Here is a 26,003-nt window from a genome sequence, read left to right as displayed (position 1 = left end):
CTTTATTTTGTACCTACTCGTTGTCAGTAGCGATATCTATCAATATCAGAAAATTTACTGATATTTTTGAAATAGAACATTTCTACTAATCCCGTTCCTGTATTACGACCTTTCGCAACGATGATTTCAACGATATTCTTCTTCGGGGTATCAGCGTTGTAATAATCATCTCGGTAAAGAAAATCTATCTCATCTGCATCCTGCTCAATGGATCCGGACTCCCGCAAATCACTCATCATAGGACGCTTATCCTGCCGTTGTTCTACACCTCGGCTGAGTTGAGAAAGAGCAACTACCGGACAATCATTATCTCTCGCTATTTGCTTAAGAGTGCGACTGATGTAACTGATTTCCTGTTCACGGCTTTGAAATTTTCTGCCAGGGTTAATCAACTGCAGGTAATCTATCTGAACTAGTAGATCCTTATATTTCTTTTTCAGCAGCTTCACTTTGGATGCTATCTCTTGGATCGTGATGCCTGGCGTATCGTCAATGTATATCGGCAAGGTACTCAACACCGAACGAGCTCCTGTGTATTTAGGCCAGTCATCTGGGCTTAAGTGTCCAGTTCTCAGGATAGTTCCGTCTAGCATCCCAATATTAGCTATCAGCCGTTCACCTAACTTTTTAGCAGGCATTTCCAAGCTGAATATAGCAACTGCATATCCACCCTTAGCAGCTGCCAAGGCTTCGTTTAGCATAAAGGCTGTCTTACCTACCGAAGGACGAGCAGCGAGTATGATCAAATCCTGCTTCTGACGACCTCCTGTGAGTTTGTTCAGATCGATCCCGCATGTTGGTGCCCCGGTTATTCCCTTCGACTCTCCACGGGCCTCCACTTCGTCCTCATGGTCCTTCATCACGTCATCGATGCTGATTAAGCTTCGTTCCGATCTGATTTGACCACTTAATTCCTCAACGTCTTTTTGCATGTCAGCAATTACTTTACGAGGATCGCTTTCTGCATCCAGTGCCATAAGTTGTTCTTCTAAAGCCCTTCGTGCTTTTTGCTTAAGACCATTGGTTTCAAGAATCGAAATATACTGCTTTAAATTTACGGTTGTTGGAACGGCGTCAGCCAAGTCAGATAAATACCCTATTCCTCCGATGTCCTCGAGCGCTCCCCGCTCTCTTAACGCTGTACTTAAGGTGATTAGGTCAATAGGCTTGCCTAAGTCATGTAACTCACATACCGCTTCAAAGATCACTCGGTGATTAGGAGAGAATGCTTCTGGATATAACCTCTCTGTGATGAGATCGCTTGTTTCGGTGCTCCGATCCAGTAGCAAACTCCCTAACACTGCTTGTTCAGCATCAAGGTGATATAAGTCATTCATCTGCTTCACCACCTGTTAAGAGAAGTCGTCCGGCATTCTTCTCCCATTCGTCCATCAGGAGAAATCGTTGTTGGGTTTCAAGTCTCAGCCTTTCAACGTCCGTTCCTGATACATTCCCACGAATCTCCGAAACGGTTGGTGCGAACCTAACCGTCTTGATGTGATGATCCAAATTCTGTATCGCTCGAGAAAATGGAATATCTGACATCATGCTTGTCCAAAGGATTATGGCTTCCTTGCTAAGTTGGAATGTTGAGTAAGCCGTGGAGATCAGGGTAAGTACCTTGAGCGTGTCCTCCTTGTTCATTCTGTAATTCCTCCATTTCCCTTTGCAGTAGTGATTTATTTTGATCAAAACGGCTATTACCGATCTTGTCGTTTGATTGGGTTCCATTCCTGAGCGCTGTAAGTTTACGGTTCGCTTCTTCGTCCGTTGTATTTTTTACAATCGCGAAAGTGTATTCTTCCTTGGCGCTTGATTTTTCTGGCAATCCCATATGAGTTCTGATAGCGTACTCCACTCGTTCAAGGGTGTACTTATCGAAATATTTCATGATCTTAAGAATAATGCTGTCGGATATATTCTTACCCTTCCTGGTCTCTCTCACGAAATCTAGGTATTCATCGATAATTTTTATAAGGTCAGGAAAATAGCGTGAGCGGAAATTATTAATTTCGGCGGAAGAATCTTTAATATCCTTTTTTATTAATTCTTTATTAATTCTTCTTAGTTCTTTATTCTTTATATCCGCTTGCTGTTCCCTAGCTTCTCCGTCATGTGTTACTTCACTGTTATCAGTAACAGCTTGAGGTTGATAATTCCCCCAGTTCACAAGGGTTATTAGCGTGTATTCCCTGTTACCCTTACCACGTTCTATTGTGATCATGTCTCTTTTGACCATCCATTCGAGAATTGAGGCAATTGTCTTCGGATTTGGCTCCTTTTTCTGTACTCCTTCATACCAGGAAATACCCTGTGCTAACCCTCGAACAGAGGTCAAATGTTGTCCTTTTTTGATCAAGAATACACCGCCATCAGTTTTCGGTATTTCCCCATCTTCGTAGTTAACTTTGTATTTGAGATACTGCCAAAGCCGATGATAGAGCGGCGGCATGGCCCATATATCGCTCTGGAGTTCTCTTCGGTGATCCCTGATATACCCATTTACAGCCATACTTCACCTACCCCTACTCGTCATCAGATAATTTAAAATCACTCACCAAATGCCGCTTCAAATAATTGCTCTAGGGCGTCGTCAGGCAATGCTACACACCGGATGACCTGTGCTACGAATTCTCTCCGTTCTTCCCAACTAACGACTTCCAGTACATTCAGCATGTCATCAAATAGCTGTTTCTTATTATCAAGAAGAGGGCGCCACTCAAACTTGATATGGTGATATTTTCCGTAAAAATCACTTAATGGTCTACGATCATATTTATTAATGAAGTCAACAAGCTCACGCTCATCAGGTGGTAAATCTTCATATTGTAATTTCCCAACTAGAACGCTCATGAGACGACCTCCTTCTTGGAATCAGCAAGAAGGGTTCTGACATACTCCGTGTATTCAACTTGGAGTCCATTCAACTCAATAAAATTTGCCTGGTAACTAGCAACGCTTCTCAAATGCTCAAAGTATTCAATTCTATCTGACTTAAAATCTTTGAGTCTAGTATTTGCCTGTTCAGCTCGTACATTTGCAATGCCCAACTGTATTTCCAAATAAGCTTTATGAGCAAGAAGACGCTTATTGTGTATAAAAACTTTTCTAATAGACCATAATTTTGATAGTAGCTTTTTCATTCTAAGCACTCTCCTATTTGATAGGCAGCCCTTGCGCAAATCAAAATAATGATGCTATAATGTGCGCAAGGAAACCTATATTGAATTTTGCGATCGTCTTAACGCCCCGCCAAGGTATTGTTAAGGCGATCTTGACTTTTTATGACCTCAGTCCAGCCTATCAAACCAATTCCCTCTACAATGGATTCACTCAACTTCTCAATATCCCGTTCAAGCGTTTCAGGACTTGAACCGAGAGCCATCATATCCTTTGTGATTTCATTAATCGACCTTGGTTTCATTGCCATCCTCCCCTAGGAACACCTCTGAGCGATAATCATTGATTGCCATGCCTAACAATAGAGATAATTGTTTCAATCTGCTCACTCTTTCCTTGAAGCCCTTAACCGCATACGGAAGACATCTAGATGATTTAGTTTCGGCAAATTCAGCTTCCTTATTTATTGCGGTTGTCGCATCTAATACGTCATCAAAATCTAGAGTACGTATGAACTCAACCAGTCTTAGTTCGTGCTCTGTACCGATCCCAAGTTCGAAATCATTAACTTCCTCGTATTCCTTATAATCATTAGCTTCTGCAATGCCTTTCTGAGAAATGACACCGCTACTGAACCAGGCTGAATATTCGTCATTAGCAATACACATAGTTATTTGAAAGTCCGTGATATATTTAGATACCGATATATTAAGATTAAAACAGAACTCTGATTCCCCTAGAATGACCACAAGTGAATCCCCTTCATTACCTTCGATATATTCGATCCTAACAGATTCACCTACGATGCTAACCAATGGATCCGACCATTCACTGAGCTTTAATTCCAAACTACAAGGCACAGAAAACTTATTCATTACTCCAAACAAATGTATTGCTTCATCCACACCCGATTTGATCATTTGAATAGTTGACATATTTATTTCGCTCCTTTAGATTTCTTTTTAATATTTCGCACGATAATAGCGTGCTGAATGGGATTGTTGAACCATAGACGAGCTAAGTGTTCTAAGGTCATTCTTCTACCCTCTCCCTACTATCATCCGAATCTTAATTGAAGTGCTTCAAACACCAGTTCCTTGTTGTTTGGATCCAGTGAATCCATATCGGACAAATTAACTTTGTTAGATTCATTAAAAAGATGCAGGGCCAAACAAAGAATAAACTTTTCGGACTGGCTCCATGGCTTTGAAATTCGTTTCAGACCTGTTATATCAATCGTACATTCTGCAAAGTCAATATGTGTCGCAATGTAACGTTGCAACAGTGAATGCTCCGTAAATAGATATAGTGTTCCACGCCAGTAGCGGTCTTTCATTAATTCCTCTGGGATCGTCATTGTTCAATCTCCTTTCAATAATTTTCTTATCTGATAGAATAGAAATTGTCGATATTTACAATTAAATTAGAAAGGTTGATACTTTTGTTGACTCATTTATTTACACTTTCAAACGGGATAGTCAGTTGGCTTGGAATTTGGGCCGGAGTCTTTATAAGTGGTATCCTTATTTTTTATGGATACAGATACCAGTTCTCCAAAGCTCCGCTAGAAAATCAATTAAAACTTGTCTACTTACCTATGTTTGTATTGCTTGAACCTGATTTATACAAGCCATCTAATGAAATTGGTATAACTAGACTGAGAATAGTAGCCGCAGAAATTTCAACGATTGTCCAAAATCACTATGAGCTTGTTGATCCATCTATAGTTCATTGGTCAAGACTCTTCAGATGTGCCGTTGATAAAGATGGTTTCTCACACGAGGAAATAACTGAGCATTACATTCATCTTTGTCAGTTAGTTGACCGAGAATTCGAAAGAACAAGAAAGAAAATGCATTTGCCAACAAGAGATATATATTACCGTATAAACAACGATCAATTTACTTCAAAATCAAGACTTTACTTGAGTGTAATATTTGTAGCCATTCCTCCGATTCTCGGATTTATAGGTGTCGGATTTTTGTTAGGTTTATTTATGGTCACAATCGACAAATTAATAAAGTAATCAATGTTGATGCACCTAAAACTATCATTAAATCCCCATTATTTATCTTTCTGAACATATTTACCTCCCCTTAGGTATATTTTTTTCATTACACTCTCTTTAATAGCGAGGGTGTTTTTATTTATTCATTTCATTCTCCTTTCTCCACTTCAGAACAGTTATCAAGTTCCTGCTCTCAAAAGAATTGCCTTGATCCTCGGCTCACTCGACTTGGAATTTTCGAACTCCCTCACCCAATCGGTACGGGAATACCATTTGCGTGCTTCCTTAAACCCATTAAGCTCGCCGGATAACAACCAATCCTGCACAGTACGAACAGTGACGCCAAACCGTTTAGCTACTTCTTCATCGGTCATAATTTGGTACTCCTCTTTTTCCAGCCAGCCAAAACGACTGAATAAATCGCTCAGAATCAAACGCTGGTTGTCTGCTGACTGCATAGTAATTATTTGATTGATAATCGTTATAGCCATTTGAATCTGTTCAGACATAAATAACACCTCACTTTCTGTCTAATAACTCCATCTCCTTTTACCTCACCCCCCTTCGATTAATTCATACATCTTTCTAGTCCGAAAAAACTCGGATTCACATCCAAAAAAAATATTATCACCATTAACTCCATATAACCTTTGGATGTTTACTAATAAACTTCTTGGTATGTCAGCTGAATCTCTTTCATATCTAGAAAGCGTGTCTTTGTTAATACCTAAGCTGCTTGATGCTCGCATTAAAGTCATACCTGAATTAACCCTAGCTGCTCGTAAAGTGATTACCACTTGATCACCTTCTTTCTGATCTTGTACCCATAATATCCGAATAAATTCGGAATGTCAAACGAATTTATTCGGATAAAAAATAATATTTCCGAAAATATACGGAAAATATCTTGCATATAATGAAGTTATGATTTAAAATGATGTCAAGAATAGTTAATGACTTTAAGGGGGCATTGATGTGATAGACAGGGACTTAGCACTAAAAAATGAAATCGCCAAAAATTTAAGAGGGTTAATAAAAACGCGGGGTCTGACTCAAATAAGGCTCGCTGAACTATCGGGAATTTCTAAAAGTACTTTATCTGATTATTTAAATTCGAACACTCTTATTAATGTAGGAAACGTAGAAAAAATAGCCGAAGTATTAGGTGTAGATAAGTCAGAGATCGACCCTTCTTTCGCAACTACTAAAAGCTTATCAAAAAAAGAAAAACAAATCGAAACTATCGCAGCCCACATAGATGACAACGTCACCGAGGATGAAATGGAAGATATTAAAAAATACATAGAGTTTATTAAGTCACAACGGAAATGAGTTGACGCTATGTCTTATGAGGCGTTGGTATCGCAGTACCCACAACTAACCATTAAGGAAACAGACTTACCACGAGGGCTTTCGGGGTTATATTTTGATAATGTTATCCTTATAGACAGAAGAGTAAATAGGTATGAGAAGCGTTGCATCCTTGCAGAAGAATTGGGTCACTATGAAACTACATACGGAGATATTACTGATCAATCCAAGGTCCAGAACCGAAAGCAAGAGCTACGAGCAAGGGCCTGGGGATATCAAAAACTTATCCCCCTACACCGAATCATTGAAGCAGGACGAGCTGGTATAGAGGGTAGACACGATGTCGCTGAGCATCTAGGCGTGACTGAGGATTTTTTACAGAGCACCATCGAGCACTACCAGCGAAAATACGGACTATATGTGGTCGTAGGACCTGATCTTATATATTTTGAACCTTTAACATTAACACCGCTCTGCTGAATTCTTGCGCTTCCTCGCCGCGAGGCGGTTTCCTATAGCATTAAGTAGAACGTACGTTCCCGAAAGGAGGTAAAATTGTGGCAAGAAGAAAAAAAGATGTGCTGCCGCCTAATGTGCGTAAGCGCGGAAAGGGATATACCTATAGATACGATATCCCTATTATTAATGAGGAAGGTAAAAAGGATAGGAAACAAACGGATACGCCATCCTATCCGACTCCAGAAGAAGCGTATAAAGCGGGTATTCTCATCGAAGCGGAACTGGCGAAAGGAACTTTTATCGATGAGGATAAAACAATATTTAATCTTTGGGCCCCGCAAATGCTTGTATATCATATCAAGCTTAATAAGTTGAGTCTAAACACTATCCACTCATACAATAACCTTATAAAGCACCCCGCCTTATATTTTAACGGTCAGCGTATTAAGGACATTACTACAGGACAATATCAGGACTTTTTAATATGGATGCAAACGGAACGTAAACTTGCTGTAAAGTCGATCGAGAGCATACACGGATTGATGAACGCCTTATTTAGACATGCTGTTCAGCGTGGCCAAATAGGTTCATCGCCAAGCGTTGGAGCAACAATCCCTAAAGAGGAGCACGAAATAGACTTCGATCGTGACGAAGAAGAAGAAGTTCCTAACTTTTTGGAAAAAGTGCAACTCATCGCCGTTATAGCTGCGGCAAAACAAAGAGCTGAGCAAGCGGAATTTCCCAGGATAGCTTTTGCTTGGAGACAGTTTACCCGCGTACTTTTAATCATGGCTCATACAGGGGTGCGCGTCGGAGAACTTAGCGTGCTCGAACCAAGAAAATTTGACAAGGATAAGTTGAAGATAAAGATTAGCGCGACTCTGTACGACAAAGACGGACTCGGAAGATATCAGATCGGACCACCCAAAAACAAAACATCCAAACGAGCAATTGATATTAGCGCTAGAATCGCTACGGTTGTCGACGCACAAATAAAGGATCTAAAAAGCTTCCGCTTTATGGTCGGACCAAAATACCATGTAAATAAAGACGGCAGAGATTTTATTTTTGTAATGCATACCGATCAGTTACCTGGATATCCACTACGACCAGCAACAGTCAATGAGATGTTGGTAAAAGTTTTAGAGGATGTAGGGTTACCTGGCAAATATATTACTATTCACGGCTTGCGTCATACCTATACGAGCTTATCTGCAGAAGCTAATGTTACACTCGAAGACATAATAAAACAGCTGGGGCATTCTACTGATAAGGTGACTAAGCGCGTTTACCTGCATGTGACTGAGGCGAGACGTAAAGCAAACGTAGATAAGTTGGATGCCCTAATCGGTGATATCTTTTGAGTTTGTGGGCAAGTTGTGGGCAACACCCCTTATAAACCCTGTTAGATCAAGGGGTTATCCTTAGATAGCTCTTATCTTAGGTCGGGACGTGTGTTGTCTGAGCTACTTCCTTAATTTACTCCTTACAACCAAGGGGCGTAAGCCCCGCAGCGTGAATACGGTGTTGGCGAAAGTTATTGGCTTCCTGAACTACTTAAACATCACTTGGCAATCGCATTGAAATTATATGTCTGTAAATTTTGCTTTTGGTCAACTATTACTACATAATCTAAACCTGTTACATCCACTGCAATATCTGTAGGATAAATTTCATCTACTGGCACTACTGCTGATAGGATTGGATTGCCAATCGGCTCTCCGTCTTTCGTGGATTCACATAAAATGCTCGCCCCCTCCGAACCGCTGCCCGTTATAATCGCCTTATTATAAACGGAGTATTTCAGAGTTAAGAATTGTTTATTTAAATGAATAACAATGCTGTTTGCTGTATCATCCGGTTGATTAAAGATTTCATAGCTATGACCGTCCGCGTCCATAAAACTATCTGTGACCGCCACTACTGAATATGCTAATTTCGCTTTAGCGATATCTACTATATCTCCAGAATTGTATTCACTGCTCGGAAGATTCCCGCTTTCAGTAGTTGCTATTGGTGTCGAGCTTTCGTTAACAGCTGGTGTTTTTGCTGTAGGTGCTGAGCTTTCGTTAACTACTGGTGTTGTTGAAACTACCGTATCCTTCTCCTTGGACACCTTGGCAATTAACGTACCTCCAATAACACCGATCACGAGAATAACAATAGCAATTATTACAACATTACCTTTATCTTTCATTGAATCACTCCACTCAATATCATGTTAATAATAATATCGCTCACCAGTTTCATATAGTCACGTATTATCTTCTATTTTGTTTCCAGTAATTTCAGCTAACGTTTGGCATTCCTGACGTTCAAGCAGCTTAAGTGACCGTAGGGCACGGGTCGTCAGTCTTAGCTGGTTGAATGTATCGCCTGAATTAACTTCTCTGAAATTCCTCTTGGCGATCAAGGGCGAATGCCCACAGTAGAAATGCAGTGTTATCGGATGTCTTCGTCTTCCTGAGTCATCTACAAAATATTATTGTAATCTTTCATAACTGTGTTTACAAAATGTGTTTTTCCTTCCGTATATGCTATACGGTTATTTTTGAATTTCTTTGCAAGTTCTTTCTTTAATGCTGAGTATGCAGTTACTAATTCAGGGCGTTTTCTTAATATGTCTCTAAATATTATGTGCTTTATTAATGCGTCACTTTCTTTATTACAGACATAAAGATGATGTTCCTGTTTTGGATTCATCTCGTTATTATAAGGTACTTTATCATCAATTCTTGAAAATGCTTCCCTGTTCTCAATCCCTAAATTCCCCTCATGAAAGTAACCCAATTCACTTAGCTTTCCAATTACCTGTGGAAGTAACATCATTGAGTCTATTACGATATCAATATCTATAATGGGTTTAGCTGCTAGGCCAGGAACAGATGTGCTTCCAACATGTTCTATGGTTAAAGCCAATTCTCCTAAATTGTGTCTTAATAAATCTTGTAATTTATTAAACGTGTTAGGCCATTCCTCATCATAACCTTCAATAATCACTGGTCTAGAACCCATCCTGAAAAGCCCTCCTTAATAATATGTATTTATGAAGATTTTCGATAACGTTTTGTATTCGCGACGTCCCACCGACTAACTGCGCTAGCGCAGTTAGTCGGTGCGGATGTGTCCGCTGAATCCACATCTCTGCCGATTGCTTCTAGCGGACCGAGGAGCCGTCAGGCTCCGATTCGCGAATATGATGTTATCGGATGTGACCGACTTCATGGATATACCTACTAATTGACCTTATATTCCTCAAAATTTAGCAATCTAAATCTTCCTTCATCATACTCTTCTTCCGGAAATCGTGAAGAATCAAGAGCATGAAGTGTTCTGGCAATATTTATACATTCTTGTAATTCATTATCGATTTCATTTTTTCTTATTAGAATTTGCTTTAATCGATCAATTGTTGCCTCATCTACGTTTTTAATATCAATTAAAATACTTAAAAACAGCCACCGTGTGTCTTGGTTGCTTAGAATATTTGAGCCATCAATTGTTGGATTATATCCAGAAAATATCTCAAAGAGACTGACTACACTGCTTGCTGCAATTGATCCTAATTTTTTTATTTCATCTTCAATATCATACTTGTTACGATTCATTTGTTTATACGAACTTGTTTCATCTGTATCCTTCTCAATTAAAATATCACTTAATAAATCACACCAATGGGAAACTTGATGGTCTATTGGTAATGAATATATTCTGTCTAAATAAAGATCATATTCTTTAATTTCAGGGAATGCCTTATAGTAGTCTTGAATCGTTACTGTCTTTTTTATGTAATGAAAATAATCAGAATCATGTTCGACGATAAATGCAATAAAACTGTCAACCTTATTTAGTTGTGAAAAAGTTGGTTCAAGCTCGTTAATTATTTCAATTAGAATATTAATAAATTTTCGAGTTAATTCATTTAATGATTCTTCATTTTGAATATCGAAATATTCGGAAAGTTTAGCTTCGTACAAGGAGTTAAATGTTTTTATTTCTTTCGGTTGGATAGAATCTTCGTAATAAAAATCGCCAACATTGTATTTCACTCCCGAAAAGCCGTATAACTTGTCCTCAGTGTATGAACTATAATGTTTTCTTACATGATTTTCAAACGAGTCTAATGTGTTCCACTTCATATTAACAGTCCCGTAGGTGGCATAGCAGTCCAAAATCACTGCGTATACTTCTTGATTTTCAGTTGTACTTGCAAAGGTCTCCAGATTACTTCGAAAATGATCAAATAATAAATTCTTAAACAAATTGAAATCAGGGTTCTTCATACTTTTTTCTCCTTTTTCGGTCATTTCCGATAACGTCTGGCATTCCTGACGTTCAAGCAGCTTAAGTGACCATAGTGAACGGGTCGTCAGACTTAGCTGCTTGAATGTATCGCCTGAATATACTTCTTCGAAATCCTTCTTAGCGATCAAGGGCGAATGCCCGCAGTAGGTATGCAGTGTTAACTGATGTCAACGGCTTCCTCGAATTACTCTCAATCTATTACCTTTTTACAGGGGTAAGTCTACTCGGTAGTTCTTTGTCATTAATCCAAGCATCAACAATCTTGTTAAATAACTCAGGTTGGGCAAGGGATACTCCATGACCAACCTTCTGTATAATAATACCTTTACCATTTGAGGTTTTGTCTAATATGTCTAATACAGATTTCTTCATTATTTTTTTCTCTTTCTCTCCAACAGTAATTAAAATTTTTGATTTAGACATACTGAAGTCTTTGGGTATACTAAAAGACATATTTTCTTCTAGAATCTTAATAAGAGTGTTAAGATTCATATTATAGGTTTCCTTATAATACGTCTCAAACATTTGCTTTCCAATGTATAACTGTTTTGCTTGAATCTTCGAAAAGGTTCGATTTTTTGTTAGCCTATAAGTTAACCGGATAGTAGGTTTAATTATTTTATTAGCTAATGGAATAGGTCTAACAAGTGCACTATTTAATATTGAATAATCTACTATATCTGGGTTCATACTTAGTATTTTAATAGCTACTTGTGCACCTAAAGAAAATCCGATTAGAATAACTTTTTTACCTTGTACTTTAGTTAGAATCAAACTTAATATTTCTTCAGCACAATCATTAATAGAAAAGTCCGTGCTAGAACTCAAGCCATGTCCAGGTAAGTCCGGAACTAAACAATGGTAATCATTAAAGTATTCAATTTGTTTCTCCCACATCCAACCACTTACTCCTCCCCCATGTAAAAAAACAATAAGAGAAGCTTCTGTATTTCCCGACTCTTTATAATATAACTTCAATGGAATTCACACCTTTACTTCTTCGATTATTCTTACCTTATTATGTCTCTCCGTTGATTTCAGTTAACGTTTCTGTATTCACGAACCCGAGAGGCTTAAAGGAGCGTATGCGACTGGGTGGCTTAGCCACTTAGCCTCGCAGGGTTGTCTGCCTGCTCATACTTCTCCGAATTGCTTCGGGGCAGACCAAGGGGGCTTGTCCCCCGCAGCGTGAATACTCTGTTGGTATTCTCAGTTCATACCCGACTGGCTCGGGGATGAACTTTTTCTTTATACTGGAGGAAACACTGGGCTGAAAAACGCATGCTTTGTTGGGACATAGATCCCGTCGCATAAAGTGTTTTACGCCCTCGCCTTTTGTTCATACCCCGATTCAGCTGGTTGGGCCTTTGAGCCCGTATCACCGTGCCAACCTGTGGAGATCAAAAGTGCTGGCCCCAGTGAAACTAAGGAGGTTATATGAATACACCTGTTCTAAGTATCGATGTTGCTAAAGGTAAGAGTGTTGCTGCTGCTTTTCTTTCTTACCATGACTGTATGTACAAACCATTTCCATTCTCTCATACTCATGACGACCTCAATCATCTCCTATCGATCTTGCTGCAGATGAAGGAAGCCACAGGCCATGAACCCAACGTTGTTCTAGAAGCTACTGGAAATTATTCCAAACCCCTTGTATCTTTCTTTACTTCACATGGCTATTCTGTCATTGTTCTCAATCCATTACTTACTCATCAGCTGAAGCAAAAGGCGGTACGGAAGGTCAAGACCGACCCGATCGATGCCATACGTATTGCTCATGTCTTCTACCTCCAATCTCCTGAACCTCAAGTAGAACTAAGCGATTCTGTTCAACAGCTTCGTGTCATTTGTCGACAATACCAGCATTGGACAGGCCTCTATGGCGAGACACAGCTTCATTTCCGTGCCGTTCTTGATCTTATCTTTCCGGGGTATGACAAGGCCTTTCACAAAGTCTGTAACCGTACTTCTCTTGAACTGTTATCTCGTTATCCAACTCCCAAAGAACTCTTAGAGGCAGATCATGAGGAGGTCATTGAGTTACTCCTCTCCAATCGCAGAGGTCGGGATTGGAATGAATCGAAACTAGTACAACTGCTTGCCATTGCTAACAACAGTCTTCCTGATCTCCATGCCATTCAGGCCCAGAAGATTGTTCTTATGCACTATATTCAACTGCTAAAGACCTATCAGGACTGTATGAAAGATCTCTTGGTAACCATGCAGTCGATGGCTGAGTCTATAGAAACCTACCACCTTCTACGAACGATTCCAGGAGTGGGTCCGTTAACTGCTGCCATGTTCATCGCTGAAATTGGAGATATTAAAAGGTTCCCGTCCGTTAAACAGCTAACAGCTTTTGCCGGGCTAGACTCAGCTGTTCACGAATCAGGAACCTTCAAATCCAAGAAGAATCGAATATCTAAACGGGGCTCTTCTTACCTTCGAACGGCTCTTTATCAGGCTACCGTTGCCGCCATTTCCAAGCAAATTCATGGCCCAAGAAATTCGATTCTCTTCCAATTCTATCAGCAAAAACGGACAGAAGGCAAACCGGCAAAAGTCGCAATTGTCGCTACTTCTCACAAGCTTTTACGCATTGTTTTTGGAATGTGGAAGTCTGGTCAGGCATTTAACTGTGGTTAAGACTGAAATTAGTAATTAAATTCCAGAAAAACTTACTCTTGTGGGTAGGTTTATTTAAGTATGTCTATCTTATTCCTATGAAAATATTATTAATGATAGGGTTGACTTTGATTAGCTGGTTTATGTGATGTCATAGTCCTCTTCGATAAACCTTAGGAAAAATCTAATCATTCCACATTCTTGTTACTTCTTCTAATTCTAAGTCCTCGAATTGCATTTTATAGATATCTGGTTTCTTTAATTGATTCAAAAACTCCAAGCCAAAAGATGGATCAAAATGATTCATCATCAAAGTCATTACAAGACCATGAGTCCCGATTGCTATTTTCTTCCCTCTGTGCTCTTTTAATGTGGGTTTTAGAACTGAGATTGCTCTTTTCTGACAATCAGCATTAGACTCTCCACCCGGCAAGGTATAATCAGGGTCATTAAAACTCTCTCTGATACTAGACATTAACTCTGCATTTTCAATAAAATAAGATGCAAAATGACGTTCTCTAAGATCTTCAAATACTTTAAAATCTAATTTTAAGTGCTCCGCTAATCCCTCAACACTAAGAATTGCTCGAGTATAAGGACTTGATATAATCATGTCTATTCCTTCACCTATAAGTAACTTCGTTACTTTTTCAATATCATTCTTTCCTTTTGGGGTAAGCCCTCTTGTTCTTTCATTTCCTTCATTGTATGGTGATTCTCCATGCCTAATCATATAGATAATTGTCTTCATACAGGCCTCCTTTAAATGCTTTCATTAAATGTCACACTGTGATTTCACATAACGTTTGGGTATCTACGAATCCTCTCCACCTTAAAGGAGCAAAGCGACTGGCTGCAACGCGGTTAGGTGGTGCAGGGTTGTCTGCTGAATCCGCATCCTAGAAATCCCTCTTGCAGACCAAGGCCGATAGGCCGCAGCGTAGATACGATGTTATCTGATGGAATCGGCTTCTTCGATTTATCTAGCATATCTATTCGACCTCATGATAAGCATGCAGAGGATTTCTACCTTTATATTTTGTAGCTTAATATTGGGTCACCACAGTCCTCTACTTCTCCGGTTTCTTGAAAACCACAACTCTTATAAATTGAGTTCGCTACAATATTATGTGAGACATGAGATACTCTAATTTCTTTGCAATCGTTTCTATTCTTAAGTTTAGTAATGACTTGCTGTATAGCTGATTTCCCATAGCCCTTACCTTGAAATCTCTCATCAATCATAAATCTAAGTATCCAATAATACCCATCAGAATATATTTCATTATCAAATAGGATAAAGCCTACCATTGAATCTTCTGCGTATATTCCATATGGCTTTGAAGTAATTTCTTTGGTTGCATGTATTAGTGAATCTGCATTAGATGCTACTAAGCTTAATTGGTCTTCTCGTGGTTTAAGACTAATACATTCTATTTCGTTTTCTTTGCTAATTGGTATTAGGGCTACATTGGTTTGAGACATGTACTTCCTCCGTTTTTTAATTTACTTACCGATTCTTTCAGATAACTACTAATCTACGAACTCGTTTATCCCTCTCACACAGCCAGATAAACGAATTCGCTTATTCCCCCTTCGTCGGGGTGATAGACGAAGCTATTCTTCATCACTCCAGATTATACCATCTCGTGAACGCTGATTGCAGTAAATATCTGTATTGCTGACTAAAATTACATAGATTCTGCTTTCAACTCATGATTCTCCCAGACTATTATATTCTCTTATGAAAATATATAGATTTTAATCCTCTTTCGATTCCCAAAAAAAAGAACCGTTCAGCATCTCCATCGAACGGTTCTTAAATGTTCCCCCTCCACCTTCACCCCACAATCAGTGCAAACACCACACCAGGTCCATGCACGCCAATGGTTAGATCGTTCTCAATGTCTGCCGATCGGCTAGGACCGGAGATGAAATGAATACCAGCTGGGAGCTGCTCCCTTCCCGCTTCATCGAAATCAATTAACACCTCTCCTAAGCGAGTCTTAAATCGTTCCAATGGTATGATCGCGATAAGTGCGGTAGGTAATAGACTAACGGATCTTCCTTTGTCCTTGGAAGATACCACAACGATCGAGCCCGTATGTGATACGGCATAGTCCGCCATCACAATCCCAATGTCCGCTTCTGCGGCTCGAGCTATCCAATCTTCATCGGACTCGCTATTCCACTGCGATACTACGACATCCTCTAAGTTTTCTTTCAGTTGAAGATTATTCAGTTCAACCTCATTCTGATGAATCATATATCGTGCAGATAATTCAGTAGCTTTGCTGCAAATAAAGGACTGCACTTCTCGCATATCAGATATTCTGTGTACATGTCCACCGGCAGCCTCGAAATTATCTGTGAAATGTTGAACTTGTTCTTCAGAAGACCATTCGAAGGATTGCCAGAAATCTGGTGCGCCTCGAAAAGGATGTGGTGGAGCATTCGTGAGGCGTGGATGCCCTAATCGTCCGGCAATCCCCTTCATGAATTGCTCCTGTTTCGCACGGGATTCTGATTCCATTTGTGCCAACCACTCTTGATGTGTCTCAGCCATGGTCTTTCCCTCCCGCTTCCCTATTTCTTACGATCTCTTCCATTCGATTGGTGACCGATGGATCCATCTCTTGTAATCCGTAGCGAATCTCTTCTTCCATCGTGCCCCATTGATCACGAAATGATTGCTTAGCAAGGCTTGGAGCGACACGATAGTTATTCCAGCCTTTTAATGGACCAAGCTTCGAGGTGATTTCTCCATCTTTTACGACAAGTCTCTGCGCTAGCCTCCCAAATTTTAAAGCGTTCTCATAACGTTTCGAATTAGCCATAATAGCAGCGAAGCCACGCATTCCTATGGACTCTATTTTATCTCCGAGTCCTCGTTCAACCTTGCGCCTCCGCAAGTAGATTAACATATCATGCAATGGTATTTTCACCGGACAGGCTTCATAACAAGCCCCACAAAGGGTCGATGCACTAGCAATGTCATCCCATTCGTCGATATTCTTATTCAGTGCAGGTGTCAGCACTGCTCCGATCGGACCGCTGTACGTTCCACCGTATGCATGCCCGCCAATATGACGGTACACAGGACAGGCATTTAGACAAGCACCACAGCGAATACAGTTAAGTAGTTCCTGAAATTCAGGGTCACCCAGTTGCAAAGAACGGCCATTATCTAGAATAATAATATGCATCTCATCCGGTCCATCCCCATCTTCCTGTCTACGAGGTCCCGTAATGCCAGACATGTACACCGTTAACTTCTGCCCTGTAGCGGAGCGCGGAAGCAGTGTTGCCATAACTTCTAGATCACTCCATGATGGAATAATCCGTTCCATTCCCATTAATGTAATTTGTATTGAAGGTACGGTGGACACCATTCGTGCATTACCTTCATTTTCAAATAAAACCATAGAACCTGTCTCTGCAATTGCGAAATTACATCCCGTCATCCCAATATCTGCTTCGAGGAACTTCTCTCGTAATTTCTTCCGTACAAATCCAGCCAGTATGGCGGTGTCGGGCGGTAACGTCTCCCCAGCTTCCTTTGATAAAAGATCAGCAATCTGATAACGATTCTTATGAATGGCAGGAATGATAATATGAGAAGGCGTCTCTCCAGCCAATTGAATAATATATTCACCCAGATCACTCTCCACGACATCCACACCAATGGATTCAAGCGCCTGATTCAAATGGAGTTCTTCCGTGACCATCGACTTGGACTTCACGACGGATGATGCTTGTTTCCGCTCAGCAATAGCCAGTGTAATCTTCACGGCATCTTCAGCAGTATCTGCAAAATGTACATGAACCCCATTCGATCTTGCCTGATTCGCAAATTGATTCAGATAATAATCTAGATGAGCAATGGTATGTAGTCTGATCTGTCTACCACGTTCCCGCCATTCCTCCCAATTCCCAAGATCATCTGAAGCTTTCCTTTTGCCATCACGTAATCGTTCGGTCGTGAATTTAACAGCCTTACGCAGAAAATCATCATTTAAAGCAAGCTCTGCACGCCCTTTGACAGTCGTTCCTTTGATGTCTGTCTTACTCATGCATGCTCCACCCCTTCATATAGCAACTCAGCTAAATGCATCACACGGATTGGCTTATTCCGATAACGTAGATTTCCTGCGATGTTCATAAGACAGGCCATATCTAGACCGACAAGCACTTCTGCTTCACTTTCTAACACATGATCCGCCTTCTCTACCACCATAGCTCCAGATATATCCGACATTTTAACAGCAAAGGTTCCCCCGAACCCACAACAATCCTCGGCAAAAGGAAGTGGAATGAGTTCCATTCCTTTGACATTGCTCATGAGCATCATCGGTTCTTCTTTAATCCCTAAAATCCGGCTTCCATGACATGATGGATGATAAGTCACTTTATGCGGGAAAGTTGCCCCTACATCAGTAACCCCTAACACTTGCACAAGAAACTGTGTGAACTCATAGGATTTTTTCTGTAATCCCACCGCTGTTGCAAACAAGATAGGATCATCTTCAAATAATTTCGGATAATGATGAATCATGCCTATACAGGAGCCTGATGGTGCGATGACGAAATCACTATCCTCAAACGCTTCCAGAATCGTCTTAGCCGATGCTCTCGCTTCTTCCCAATAGCCGCTGTTGAAAGCAGGTTGTCCGCAACAAGTCTGAATAGAGGGAAAGTGAAGTGCAACACCATATTTAGCCAACAATCGAGCCATTGCCTCTCCAATTCGAGGATACACAGCATCACTTATACAAGTTATGAACATACTTACCTTCATCATCCCACCTCACTTTCAAACCTTCTACTTTTATGCTCTTTGGTTGCAATCCATCTCATTGTTCTCTATGTTAAACCGCTGTTACTACGATAGACCGTTCAAGTAACTGCTGCTGTGTTGTTTGATCAAGATTCTGATCCGTAATGATCTCACTAACGCCATCAAGCTCTCCTACATGTGTAAAAGACTGCACACCGAACTTACTAGAATCAGCTAATAAGAAAACATGATCCGATATTCCAATCATTCGCTGTTTCACTTGTGCTTGCAATTCATTAGATTCGCTAATGCCGCGCTCCAAATGAACGCCCTTGCAGGAAAAGAAACATTTGTCCACATGATAAGTGTCCAACGTTCGCTCAGCCAACGGCCCCACGAATGACAAAGATCTTTGAGACAGCAAACCACCTGTCGAAATGACCTGAATCTTTTCTTTTCCACTTAGCTCCAATGCGACCTTGATCGAATTGGTAAGAACCGTTAGTGGAATATCCGGTACAATGGCAGCCATGTACCAAGCCGTTGTACTCGCATCAAGCAGGATTCGATCATTCGGTTGAATTCGTTTAACCGCTTCCTTAGCGATTCTTCGCTTCTCGTCCGCATGCATGATCTCCCGTTCCCCATAAGGTGTCTCGGGATGATGATCCTTTATATTCACCGCACCTCCGTGAGAACGCCGCAAACGACCAGACTTCTCCAATCGATCAAGATCTCGACGAATCGTCTCCTCCGTCACTTGACATAACTCACTCAGCTCCGTTACACGGATGCTTCCTCTATCGTTCACCAATCCAACAATCATCTCGTATCGCTCTGCAACTAGCATAACTTACCTCTTTCTACAACTTTTTTTGTACGATGGACCCGTCATTTATTCTAGACCCACCACTCTTCGAAACTGGCCATATGCTTCTTCCCACATCGCTGCCTGTTCCGGCTCATAAATAGTGATTAGGAAGGAATCTCTAATGACTTGTCTTGCTTCCCATACATCACTCAGGTCCCCTTGAGCAATCCATTGAACAGCCAAATTACCGATGGCGCTTCCTTCTGCTGGTCCTGCCCACACCGGCTTTCCGATGGCGTTCGCCGTCCATTGACATAGAAGCGTATTATGAATACCGCCTCCTACCATATGAAGTCCTTGAAAAGCTTGCCCAGACAATCGTTCTGTCCATTCCAGCACAACCCTATATTTTAAAGCAAGACTCTCCAAAATGCACCTTACTACCGCGCCAATCCCTTCAGGTGGTTTCTGTCCAGTCTGCAGAGCATATTTCCGAATTCGTTCAGGCATATTTCCAGGAGGCAAGAAGAGTGGATCGTCCGGATCTATCATCGTAAAGAATGAAGGTGCCTGTTGCGCAAGCTGAATTAGCTCTGGAAAAGAATACACATCACCCGCTCGTTCCCATTCCCTTCTGCACTCTTGTAAAATCCATAATCCCATAATGTTCTTCAGCAACCGGAAGGTACCGTATGCACCACCCTCATTCGTGAAATTCAGATCTAGTGCCATATCACTTAGGACAGGTTCCTGCACTTCCGTTCCCATCAATGACCATGTACCACATATTAAATAAGCGAAAGATCGTTCAGTAGCCGGAACAGCCACAACAGCAGAAGCAGTATCATGCTCAGCTGCAGTGAAGATAGGGATGGATGCCATACCAAGTTCATGCTGTAACGCTGAGCTTAGTTTACCAACATTCGTCCCCGGCTGAACAACTTGGCCGAACCATGACTCCTTGAATCCCAACTTCCTTATTAACGTTGCATCCCATTGTCCTTCAACCGGATTGTACAGCTGTGTCGTTGTGGCATTCGTAAATTCATGGACCATTTCACCGCATAAGAAATAACGAAGGAGATCAGGAATCATTAGCAAATTCTTACCGGCTTGTAATATAGGAGAACCGGCTTGTTGCAGGGCTGCCAATTGGTATACCGTATTAAATGGTAAAAACTGAATACCCGTTCGACCGAATATCTCCTTGGCTGGAATGTTCGAAAGTACCTGCTCCATAATCCCGTCCGTATGATGATCACGATAATGATATGGATTACCAATGAGCTCTCCTCCATTGCCAATCATACCGAAATCCACCGCCCAAGAATCGATCGCCAAACTCTTAATCGTCACCTTCTGATGCTTCGCCTTCAGTAATCCTTGCTTCATCTCATGGAGTAAACGAAGGATATCCCAGTGCAGGCGATTTCCCACCTGTACTGGGTCGTTAGAGAAGCGATGAAGCTCCTCTACTTCCATCGTTGTATCCTTCAAACGCCCAATCACTGCTCTCCCGCTACTTGCTCCAAGATCATACGCTAGCACACTCACCAGCTTGCACCACCCTTACCCCTTACCTGAATATCTTGTTCATAACTGCTATCCATATAAGCTTTCATCGGATTCAGTGGCAAATTCTGTTCTTCCCGAATCGCATGAAGTAATGGAGTTACGTCGAATTCGAATGCTTTGCGAACAGCATCCTCTGCGGCTAGAACATCATTACGAACTTGTGCATCCTCTACTTCCGCATGATTGACTAGAAGCGCCTTAGCGAATTGCGTCTGTACATTAAGGACAGAACGGATCATCGCTGGAATTTTCTGTTCAATATTATGACATTGATCAATCATATAGGCGATATTATTCACAGACTGCACAATGTCCGCATCCTGATCTTCTGAAGCACTAATAATTTGATAAAATATGAGGAATAGTTCATACGGATTAACCGAACCTACGATCAGATCATCATCTGCATATTTGCGAGCATTAAAGTGAAAACCACCCAATCTTTTCTCATCAATCAGATACGCAACTATGTGCTCCACATTCGTGCCCTGCGCATGATGCCCCGTATCCACGAGTACCTCTGCTTGCGGCCCAAGCTTCATAGCCATATTATAGGCCATTCCCCAATCAGCTAAATCGGTATGATAGAAAGCTGGCTCGAATGATTTATATTCAATGAGCATCCGCATCTGTGGGGTCAACTTCTTATAGAGTTCAGCCAAAGCTTCGTACATCCAAGCTTTACGCTTTCGAATATGTCCCTGTCCCGGGTAGTTAGTACCATCTGCGAACCACAGACTAATGTCACGAGATCCTGTTTCTTTGGCAATATCAACACATTCTAATAGATGATCTGTCGCTTTACGGCGAACCATCGCATCAGAGTTCGTAACACTACCCAGCATATAATCCTCTTCTTGAAAAAGATTAGGGTTCACAGCACCGATGCTGAGTCCTAGACCTTCTGCATGAGCACGTAGCTTACCGTAATCCTCGACTTTATCCCAAGGAATATGAATCGCCACCGAAGGAGCCAATCCGGTCACTGCATGGACCTGGGCTGCATCTTCCATTTTCTCAAATGGATTACGTGGGACACCATTCTTCTGATACACTTTGAAACGTGTTCCTGAGTCTCCATACCCCCAAGAAGGGGTCTCAATACGTAGTTCCTTCAATTTCTGTTTCACTTGATCAAGGTCAATCCCTCTAGCCTGCTGTTGTTCCTCAAATAATGCATAAGCGCGATCTATCATTGTTCGCATCCTCTCTTCATTCACATTAATATGATTATCTAGTAAAAGCTGCCGGAACCCCGCCATCGATAGTCATCATACAGCCGGTTGTCTTCTCAGATTTGGAAGATGCGAAGAACGCGATACCCTCAGCGATATCCTTCGGATAAATATTGACCAATAATGTCGTCCGTTTGCGATAATACTCTTCGAGCTCATTTGGTTCGATTCCGTAAGCAGCTGCACGTTCATTGCGCCAATTGGAATTCCAGATCGCTGATCCTTGTAATATGGCGTCAGGAAGAATCGTATTCACACGGATTCCGAATTCTCCACCCTCCGCTGCAATGCAACGCGCAAGATGTGCTTCGAGTGCCTTAGCAGAACTATAAGCGGCTGCATTTTTACCAGCATAAACGGAGTTTTTAGATCCAATAAACACCATGTTTCCTCCTATAGCCTGCTCTTTCATAAGTTTAAATGCTTCACGAGCTACTAAGAAGTAACCAGTACCGAGCACTGAAATATTCAGATTCCATTCATGTAAAGACGTCTCCGCAAACGGACTGGATGTGGCAAGCCCCGCATTATTTATTATAATGTCTATGCCACCATATTCCACTGCTGCTTCTGCATAGGCATTCACAACGTCCTCTTCTTTCGTTACATCCATTTGCACAGCAATCGCTCGGTTCTCACCATATTGCGCATTAATCTCTGCTGCAACTTTTTGTGCACCTTCTAGATTGAGGTCTGCAAGTACAACATGTGCTCCTTCGGACACTAATCTCCGAGCAGTTTCACTACCTATACCACCCGCGCCACCTGTAATAAAAGCTATCTTCCGAGAGAATTCTGTTTCCACTGGAGCTAGAGACAACTTATATAATTCAAGTGGCCAATACTCTACGTTATAGGATTCATTCTCGCTGAGAGAGACGAAATCACCAAGAGTTGTAGCTCCCCTCATCACTGCAATTGCACGATGGTACAGGGCACCACTCACTTTAGAATTAGACCAGCTCTTACCAGTATTGATCATCCCAATGCCAGGTATGAGAATGACACGAGGTGCAGGTTCAAACATGACATCTCCTTCATGCTTGTTCCGCTCGAAATAAGATTTATATTGCTCTGTATATGCGGTAATCCCTTGTATTAACTTGTTCTTCAGACCATCGACATCATCAGCATTAGGCGTCCAATCAATGAAGAGTGGGACAACCTTCGTATGAACTAAATGGTCTGGGCAAGCGGCTCCAACTTGAGATAATTTAGAAGAGTCTCTACTATTTACAAATTGCAATATATCTTCCTTATCATCAAAAGTCAAAATCATTTTCTTCTCATGACTCACCAGTCCTCTTATAAGAGGAGCAATCTGTGCGACGATACTTCTACGATCCACTGAAGATTGCGCTTTCGAAACAAGTCCACCAAAAAGTTTCTCTTCATTCAATTGATTCTCAATATATTGTTCCGCTTCATTAATAACTTCGATTGTCTTGGCATAACATGCTTCTGAAGTATCCCCCCAAGTTACAAGGCCATGCTTCTCCATCAATACCAATTCAGCGTTCGGATTAGCTAATACGCCTCTAGCAATCATTTGAGAGAGCGTGAACCCCGGTCTGATATATGGAACCCATACGAAACGATCTCCATATATTTCTCGGGCAATAATCTGTCCGTTATCCGCACAACATATGCTAATAATCGCATCCGGATGTGTATGATCGACATGGTTAAATGGTAGAAAGGCATGTAATAATGTCTCAATGGATGCCCGTGGATGTTGTGCATCTATCATGCAGTGATTCAAATACTGAACCATTTCATCGTCTGTCATATCTGACCTTTCATATAAGGGACGGATATCTTCCAATCGCAGACCCGTGAAATTACGTGCTTTCATGGTTGCGAGATCTGAGCCACTCCCCTTCACCCACATCACTTCAACTTCACGACCTCGGAAATCATTAACGATGGTCTTCATCGATGTGTTACCGCCACCCCAATTGCATACTTGCCGATCTTCTCCAATAATATTCGAACGATACACAAGCTCTTCTAACCCATTTGAACATTTAACCGCTTCCAGTTGATCCCAATTTTTCTGCACCATTAGAAATAATTACCTCCAATAAATAATGTGTTTTTTATATTGTATTACATTTGTTTGTGTTTGAAAACAACTATTTCAAACATAAACAAAGATAAATAAGAAAATCCTTCCTCTTTATGGAGATGTGCCACTTTTATTCTCTTATATTAATGCAATTTAATTTTTGATGATCATGTTGTTTTAGTAATATTTTGAGGATAATCGCCGATTTGAATATCAACGTTTTCATTTTTCTGATGAATATAGTTCTTTTATCCTGAGTTCCACAATTAATAGGTCTATTTATATAGACTATATCTCCTATAAGGTGGTATTATGTGTGTTAGTAGTTTCCAAATAATAAGGAGGATACATAACATGTCATGGTTCATTAATCTTCAACTTTCCCAAAAGGTTATCGCTGGGTGCTACCTCGTAGCCGCATTATTCTCAATTCCTGTCATTGTAACCTTTATTGTAATCGGAAAGATTCTCATTGGAATCGTACTCATTCTATTACTACTTGGTCTGACCTACCCTTTATCTCGCTTCATTGAGAGAACGCTTACATCTACTTTTGATGAGATATCCATCGTCACTGCTCGTATTGCCCAAGGTGACTTTACCGAACGCGCTAGCGAAACAGGTTCCATGATCAAATTAAACCAGTCCTTCAACAGCATGATTGATAAACTCACCAAAATACTTAATGAAGCTTCTGTAATTACGAAGCAAGTTATGGGGACTAGCCGTGGAATTGCAGACAAGAACCAAGAGCTTAAACAAGTGATGACCCAAGTAGCCTTTTCATCGAATGAATTGGCCGTTGGAGCAAGTGAAATATCTCAGGATATTGCTGGCATGACCGAGTCCATTCAAGATATCGAGGAAAAAGTATCTAATTATACTATTTCAACGAAGAACATGAATGAACGTTCTATACATACACTCAAGCTCGTCGAAAGCGGTCGTCAGTCCGTCGAGAAACAAGCCGAAGGAATGAAGAAGAACATTCATGCTACACAACAAGTTGCCAGTACTATACAGGCCCTATCTATTAACGCACAAGGAATATCAAAGATAACAAAGTCCATTTCCGAATTAGCAGAACAGACAAATTTATTGTCCTTAAACGCTTCAATTGAGGCAGCCCGTGCTGGAGAGCATGGCAGAGGCTTTGCCGTCGTAGCGGCAGAAGTACGGAAATTAGCTGAAGAGTCAGCGGCATCCACACAGGGTGTATTCAGCTTAGTGAAAAGTATAGAACAAGATGTAAAACAAGCGATCGAACATATTCATGTCAACGAAGAAATCGTTACACAGCAGAATGAAATGATCCATGAAGCCGAACAGATCTTTACCCAAATTGTGCAAAGTGTGCAGTATATCACTGAACAAATTTCTTCCTTCTCCAATGAAAGTGATGTAATGTTGGAAAGTGCTCTTAAAATATCTTCTGCAATTCAGAATATTTCAGCTATAACTGAACAATCCGCAGCGGGTACGCAGCAGGTCTCTGCCTCTATGAATGAGCAGATTTCTTCTATATCGGCTGTTGCCGAAGAGGCTGAAACGATGAATAGAGCGGTCTTTCAGCTTCAGAAGACCATTCATATTTTCAAATTCTAATTCAGCATAAAGTTCAACGCAAAGAGGCCCTTTACCTAAAAGGGCCTCTTTGTCTGCTGTATTATTATCCCATAAAAAACTCATGTAGGATACCGCTACGATCA

At 40.9% G+C, this 26,003-nt stretch carries 30 protein-coding genes; 6 read left to right on the top strand and 24 right to left on the bottom strand.

Going from position 1 to position 26,003, the window contains the following annotated elements; all coding sequences use genetic code 11:
- Positions 1-23: 23 nt before the first annotated feature.
- From dnaB to ACP8HI_RS04340, 8 genes are all read right to left on the bottom strand, one after another.
- Positions 24-1,337 carry a replicative DNA helicase gene (dnaB, locus tag ACP8HI_RS04375; protein ID WP_438349912.1) on the bottom strand — a complete coding sequence of 438 codons (1,314 nt, stop codon included), beginning with the start codon at positions 1,335-1,337 and terminating at the stop codon, positions 24-26.
- The gene (locus ACP8HI_RS04370; RefSeq protein ID WP_438349911.1) at positions 1,330-1,548 is read right to left on the bottom strand and encodes a hypothetical protein; all 219 of its coding nucleotides are present in this window, start codon (positions 1,546-1,548) and stop codon (positions 1,330-1,332) included. The genes dnaB and ACP8HI_RS04370 overlap by 8 nt, the downstream gene beginning before the upstream one ends.
- Positions 1,549-1,576: 28 nt before the next feature.
- Positions 1,577-2,512 (bottom strand): hypothetical protein, encoded by a 936-nt coding sequence (locus tag ACP8HI_RS04365; RefSeq protein WP_438349910.1) that lies wholly within the window; start codon positions 2,510-2,512, stop codon positions 1,577-1,579.
- A gap of 38 nt (positions 2,513-2,550) precedes the next feature.
- Positions 2,551-2,853 carry a pyruvate-formate lyase-activating enzyme gene (locus ACP8HI_RS04360; RefSeq protein ID WP_438349909.1) on the bottom strand — a complete coding sequence of 101 codons (303 nt, stop codon included), beginning with the start codon at positions 2,851-2,853 and terminating at the stop codon, positions 2,551-2,553.
- The gene (locus ACP8HI_RS04355) at positions 2,850-3,143 is read right to left on the bottom strand and encodes a hypothetical protein (RefSeq protein WP_438349908.1); all 294 of its coding nucleotides are present in this window, start codon (positions 3,141-3,143) and stop codon (positions 2,850-2,852) included. The genes ACP8HI_RS04360 and ACP8HI_RS04355 overlap by 4 nt, the downstream gene beginning before the upstream one ends.
- Positions 3,144-3,241: 98 nt before the next feature.
- The gene (locus tag ACP8HI_RS04350; protein WP_438349907.1) at positions 3,242-3,424 is read right to left on the bottom strand and encodes a hypothetical protein; all 183 of its coding nucleotides are present in this window, start codon (positions 3,422-3,424) and stop codon (positions 3,242-3,244) included.
- Positions 3,405-4,055, bottom strand: a complete 651-nt coding sequence (locus ACP8HI_RS04345) for a hypothetical protein (RefSeq protein ID WP_438349906.1) — start codon at positions 4,053-4,055, stop codon at positions 3,405-3,407. Before ACP8HI_RS04345 ends, ACP8HI_RS04350 begins: the two co-directional genes overlap by 20 nt.
- A 122-nt stretch (positions 4,056-4,177) precedes the next feature.
- Entirely contained in the window at positions 4,178-4,477 is a 300-nt protein-coding gene (locus tag ACP8HI_RS04340; RefSeq protein WP_438349905.1) for a hypothetical protein, read from the bottom strand.
- 87 nt (positions 4,478-4,564) lie between these two features.
- Here ACP8HI_RS04340 and ACP8HI_RS04335 point away from each other — a divergent pair, with 87 nt between their 5' ends.
- A complete protein-coding gene (locus tag ACP8HI_RS04335; RefSeq protein WP_438349904.1) occupies positions 4,565-5,146 on the top strand; it encodes a hypothetical protein in 582 nt (193 codons plus the stop codon).
- A 161-nt stretch (positions 5,147-5,307) separates the two neighbouring features.
- On the opposite strand, the gene ACP8HI_RS04330 is transcribed toward ACP8HI_RS04335, so the two are convergent.
- Both ACP8HI_RS04330 and ACP8HI_RS04325 read right to left on the bottom strand, forming a co-directional pair.
- Positions 5,308-5,637, bottom strand: coding sequence for a helix-turn-helix domain-containing protein (locus ACP8HI_RS04330; protein WP_438349903.1), 330 nt, complete (start codon positions 5,635-5,637; stop codon positions 5,308-5,310).
- Positions 5,638-5,682: 45 nt separating this feature from the next.
- On the bottom strand, positions 5,683-5,925 hold the full coding sequence (locus tag ACP8HI_RS04325; protein WP_438349902.1) for a helix-turn-helix domain-containing protein: 243 nt from the start codon (positions 5,923-5,925) through the stop codon (positions 5,683-5,685).
- A 178-nt stretch (positions 5,926-6,103) separates the two neighbouring features.
- Between ACP8HI_RS04325 and ACP8HI_RS04320 the strand changes: the two genes are divergently transcribed.
- The 3 genes from ACP8HI_RS04320 (at position 6,104) to ACP8HI_RS04310 (ending at position 8,262) form a co-directional block, all read left to right on the top strand.
- Positions 6,104-6,460, top strand: coding sequence for a helix-turn-helix domain-containing protein (locus ACP8HI_RS04320; RefSeq protein ID WP_438349901.1), 357 nt, complete (start codon positions 6,104-6,106; stop codon positions 6,458-6,460).
- A gap of 9 nt (positions 6,461-6,469) precedes the next feature.
- The gene (locus ACP8HI_RS04315) at positions 6,470-6,919 is read left to right on the top strand and encodes an ImmA/IrrE family metallo-endopeptidase (RefSeq protein ID WP_438349900.1); all 450 of its coding nucleotides are present in this window, start codon (positions 6,470-6,472) and stop codon (positions 6,917-6,919) included.
- Between the two features lie 77 nt (positions 6,920-6,996).
- Positions 6,997-8,262 (top strand): tyrosine-type recombinase/integrase, encoded by a 1,266-nt coding sequence (locus tag ACP8HI_RS04310; protein ID WP_438349899.1) that lies wholly within the window; start codon positions 6,997-6,999, stop codon positions 8,260-8,262.
- Positions 8,263-8,462: 200 nt separating this feature from the next.
- Here ACP8HI_RS04310 and ACP8HI_RS04305 read toward each other — a convergent pair whose 3' ends face one another.
- The 4 genes from ACP8HI_RS04305 to ACP8HI_RS04290 all read right to left on the bottom strand — a co-directional run bounded on the left by ACP8HI_RS04305 (position 8,463) and on the right by ACP8HI_RS04290 (position 12,181).
- Positions 8,463-9,095 (bottom strand): hypothetical protein, encoded by a 633-nt coding sequence (locus ACP8HI_RS04305; protein WP_438349898.1) that lies wholly within the window; start codon positions 9,093-9,095, stop codon positions 8,463-8,465.
- Between the two features lie 275 nt (positions 9,096-9,370).
- Positions 9,371-9,913, bottom strand: a complete 543-nt coding sequence (locus tag ACP8HI_RS04300; protein WP_438349897.1) for a GrpB family protein — start codon at positions 9,911-9,913, stop codon at positions 9,371-9,373.
- Positions 9,914-10,134: 221 nt separating this feature from the next.
- Positions 10,135-11,331, bottom strand: coding sequence for a DUF4303 domain-containing protein (locus ACP8HI_RS04295; RefSeq protein ID WP_438349896.1), 1,197 nt, complete (start codon positions 11,329-11,331; stop codon positions 10,135-10,137).
- Positions 11,332-11,401: 70 nt separating this feature from the next.
- A complete protein-coding gene (locus tag ACP8HI_RS04290) occupies positions 11,402-12,181 on the bottom strand; it encodes an alpha/beta fold hydrolase (protein ID WP_438349895.1) in 780 nt (259 codons plus the stop codon).
- Between the two features lie 459 nt (positions 12,182-12,640).
- On the opposite strand from ACP8HI_RS04290, the gene ACP8HI_RS04285 reads away from it, so the two are divergent.
- Positions 12,641-13,849, top strand: coding sequence for an IS110 family transposase (locus ACP8HI_RS04285; RefSeq protein WP_438349894.1), 1,209 nt, complete (start codon positions 12,641-12,643; stop codon positions 13,847-13,849).
- 163 nt (positions 13,850-14,012) lie between these two features.
- Here ACP8HI_RS04285 and ACP8HI_RS04280 read toward each other — a convergent pair whose 3' ends face one another.
- The 10 genes from ACP8HI_RS04280 to ACP8HI_RS04235 all read right to left on the bottom strand — a co-directional run bounded on the left by ACP8HI_RS04280 (position 14,013) and on the right by ACP8HI_RS04235 (position 24,291).
- Positions 14,013-14,579 carry a histidine phosphatase family protein gene (locus ACP8HI_RS04280; protein WP_438349893.1) on the bottom strand — a complete coding sequence of 189 codons (567 nt, stop codon included), beginning with the start codon at positions 14,577-14,579 and terminating at the stop codon, positions 14,013-14,015.
- A 113-nt stretch (positions 14,580-14,692) separates the two neighbouring features.
- Positions 14,693-14,818 carry a hypothetical protein gene (locus ACP8HI_RS04275; RefSeq protein ID WP_438349892.1) on the bottom strand — a complete coding sequence of 42 codons (126 nt, stop codon included), beginning with the start codon at positions 14,816-14,818 and terminating at the stop codon, positions 14,693-14,695.
- 42 nt (positions 14,819-14,860) lie between these two features.
- On the bottom strand, positions 14,861-15,313 hold the full coding sequence (locus tag ACP8HI_RS04270) for a GNAT family N-acetyltransferase (protein ID WP_438349891.1): 453 nt from the start codon (positions 15,311-15,313) through the stop codon (positions 14,861-14,863).
- Positions 15,314-15,668: 355 nt separating this feature from the next.
- Positions 15,669-16,394: a LutC/YkgG family protein gene (locus ACP8HI_RS04265; protein WP_438349890.1), complete on the bottom strand. Its 726-nt coding sequence runs from the start codon at positions 16,392-16,394 to the stop codon at positions 15,669-15,671.
- Positions 16,387-17,901 carry a LutB/LldF family L-lactate oxidation iron-sulfur protein gene (locus ACP8HI_RS04260; protein ID WP_438349889.1) on the bottom strand — a complete coding sequence of 505 codons (1,515 nt, stop codon included), beginning with the start codon at positions 17,899-17,901 and terminating at the stop codon, positions 16,387-16,389. Before ACP8HI_RS04260 ends, ACP8HI_RS04265 begins: the two co-directional genes overlap by 8 nt.
- Positions 17,898-18,626 (bottom strand): (Fe-S)-binding protein, encoded by a 729-nt coding sequence (locus ACP8HI_RS04255; protein ID WP_438351703.1) that lies wholly within the window; start codon positions 18,624-18,626, stop codon positions 17,898-17,900. The genes ACP8HI_RS04260 and ACP8HI_RS04255 overlap by 4 nt, the downstream gene beginning before the upstream one ends.
- 70 nt (positions 18,627-18,696) lie before the next feature.
- Positions 18,697-19,455 (bottom strand): DeoR/GlpR family DNA-binding transcription regulator, encoded by a 759-nt coding sequence (locus ACP8HI_RS04250; protein WP_438349888.1) that lies wholly within the window; start codon positions 19,453-19,455, stop codon positions 18,697-18,699.
- 45 nt (positions 19,456-19,500) lie between these two features.
- The gene (locus ACP8HI_RS04245) at positions 19,501-20,970 is read right to left on the bottom strand and encodes a rhamnulokinase (RefSeq protein WP_438349887.1); all 1,470 of its coding nucleotides are present in this window, start codon (positions 20,968-20,970) and stop codon (positions 19,501-19,503) included.
- The gene (rhaI, locus tag ACP8HI_RS04240) at positions 20,967-22,187 is read right to left on the bottom strand and encodes an L-rhamnose isomerase (protein WP_438349886.1); all 1,221 of its coding nucleotides are present in this window, start codon (positions 22,185-22,187) and stop codon (positions 20,967-20,969) included. Before rhaI ends, ACP8HI_RS04245 begins: the two co-directional genes overlap by 4 nt.
- A gap of 34 nt (positions 22,188-22,221) precedes the next feature.
- Positions 22,222-24,291 carry a bifunctional aldolase/short-chain dehydrogenase gene (locus tag ACP8HI_RS04235; RefSeq protein ID WP_438349885.1) on the bottom strand — a complete coding sequence of 690 codons (2,070 nt, stop codon included), beginning with the start codon at positions 24,289-24,291 and terminating at the stop codon, positions 22,222-22,224.
- A 357-nt stretch (positions 24,292-24,648) separates the two neighbouring features.
- Here ACP8HI_RS04235 and ACP8HI_RS04230 point away from each other — a divergent pair, with 357 nt between their 5' ends.
- Positions 24,649-25,899 carry a methyl-accepting chemotaxis protein gene (locus ACP8HI_RS04230; RefSeq protein ID WP_438349884.1) on the top strand — a complete coding sequence of 417 codons (1,251 nt, stop codon included), beginning with the start codon at positions 24,649-24,651 and terminating at the stop codon, positions 25,897-25,899.
- Positions 25,900-26,003: the final 104 nt, after the last annotated feature.

Source organism: Paenibacillus sp. FA6, assembly GCF_051550225.1.
Lineage (GTDB): Bacteria > Bacillota > Bacilli > Paenibacillales > Paenibacillaceae > Paenibacillus_AQ.
This window is presented reverse-complemented; position numbering and strand designations above follow the sequence as displayed.

Excerpts from the sequence above, each read along its gene's own strand:
- ACP8HI_RS04285 (WP_438349894.1), top strand. The coding sequence starts at position 12,641 with ATGAATACACCTGTTCTAAGTATCGATGTTGCTAAAGGTAAGAGTGTT.
- dnaB (WP_438349912.1), bottom strand. The coding sequence starts at position 1,337 with ATGAATGACTTATATCACCTTGATGCTGAACAAGCAGTGTTAGGGAGT.
- ACP8HI_RS04350 (WP_438349907.1), bottom strand. The coding sequence starts at position 3,424 with ATGAAACCAAGGTCGATTAATGAAATCACAAAGGATATGATGGCTCTC.
- ACP8HI_RS04275 (WP_438349892.1), bottom strand. The coding sequence starts at position 14,818 with ATGCTAGATAAATCGAAGAAGCCGATTCCATCAGATAACATCGTATCT.
- ACP8HI_RS04230 (WP_438349884.1), top strand. The coding sequence starts at position 24,649 with ATGTCATGGTTCATTAATCTTCAACTTTCCCAAAAGGTTATCGCTGGG.
- ACP8HI_RS04315 (WP_438349900.1), top strand. The coding sequence starts at position 6,470 with ATGTCTTATGAGGCGTTGGTATCGCAGTACCCACAACTAACCATTAAG.
- ACP8HI_RS04255 (WP_438351703.1), bottom strand. The coding sequence starts at position 18,626 with ATGAAGGTAAGTATGTTCATAACTTGTATAAGTGATGCTGTGTATCCT.
- ACP8HI_RS04370 (WP_438349911.1), bottom strand. The coding sequence starts at position 1,548 with ATGATGTCAGATATTCCATTTTCTCGAGCGATACAGAATTTGGATCAT.
- ACP8HI_RS04360 (WP_438349909.1), bottom strand. The coding sequence starts at position 2,853 with ATGAGCGTTCTAGTTGGGAAATTACAATATGAAGATTTACCACCTGAT.
- ACP8HI_RS04235 (WP_438349885.1), bottom strand. The coding sequence starts at position 24,291 with ATGGTGCAGAAAAATTGGGATCAACTGGAAGCGGTTAAATGTTCAAAT.
- ACP8HI_RS04345 (WP_438349906.1), bottom strand. The coding sequence starts at position 4,055 with ATGTCAACTATTCAAATGATCAAATCGGGTGTGGATGAAGCAATACAT.
- rhaI (WP_438349886.1), bottom strand. The coding sequence starts at position 22,187 with ATGATAGATCGCGCTTATGCATTATTTGAGGAACAACAGCAGGCTAGA.
- ACP8HI_RS04300 (WP_438349897.1), bottom strand. The coding sequence starts at position 9,913 with ATGGGTTCTAGACCAGTGATTATTGAAGGTTATGATGAGGAATGGCCT.
- ACP8HI_RS04330 (WP_438349903.1), bottom strand. The coding sequence starts at position 5,637 with ATGTCTGAACAGATTCAAATGGCTATAACGATTATCAATCAAATAATT.
- ACP8HI_RS04270 (WP_438349891.1), bottom strand. The coding sequence starts at position 15,313 with ATGTCTCAAACCAATGTAGCCCTAATACCAATTAGCAAAGAAAACGAA.
- ACP8HI_RS04250 (WP_438349888.1), bottom strand. The coding sequence starts at position 19,455 with ATGCTAGTTGCAGAGCGATACGAGATGATTGTTGGATTGGTGAACGAT.
- ACP8HI_RS04340 (WP_438349905.1), bottom strand. The coding sequence starts at position 4,477 with ATGACGATCCCAGAGGAATTAATGAAAGACCGCTACTGGCGTGGAACA.
- ACP8HI_RS04305 (WP_438349898.1), bottom strand. The coding sequence starts at position 9,095 with ATGAAAGATAAAGGTAATGTTGTAATAATTGCTATTGTTATTCTCGTG.
- ACP8HI_RS04365 (WP_438349910.1), bottom strand. The coding sequence starts at position 2,512 with ATGGCTGTAAATGGGTATATCAGGGATCACCGAAGAGAACTCCAGAGC.
- ACP8HI_RS04265 (WP_438349890.1), bottom strand. The coding sequence starts at position 16,394 with ATGGCTGAGACACATCAAGAGTGGTTGGCACAAATGGAATCAGAATCC.
- ACP8HI_RS04355 (WP_438349908.1), bottom strand. The coding sequence starts at position 3,143 with ATGAAAAAGCTACTATCAAAATTATGGTCTATTAGAAAAGTTTTTATA.
- ACP8HI_RS04260 (WP_438349889.1), bottom strand. The coding sequence starts at position 17,901 with ATGAGTAAGACAGACATCAAAGGAACGACTGTCAAAGGGCGTGCAGAG.
- ACP8HI_RS04280 (WP_438349893.1), bottom strand. The coding sequence starts at position 14,579 with ATGAAGACAATTATCTATATGATTAGGCATGGAGAATCACCATACAAT.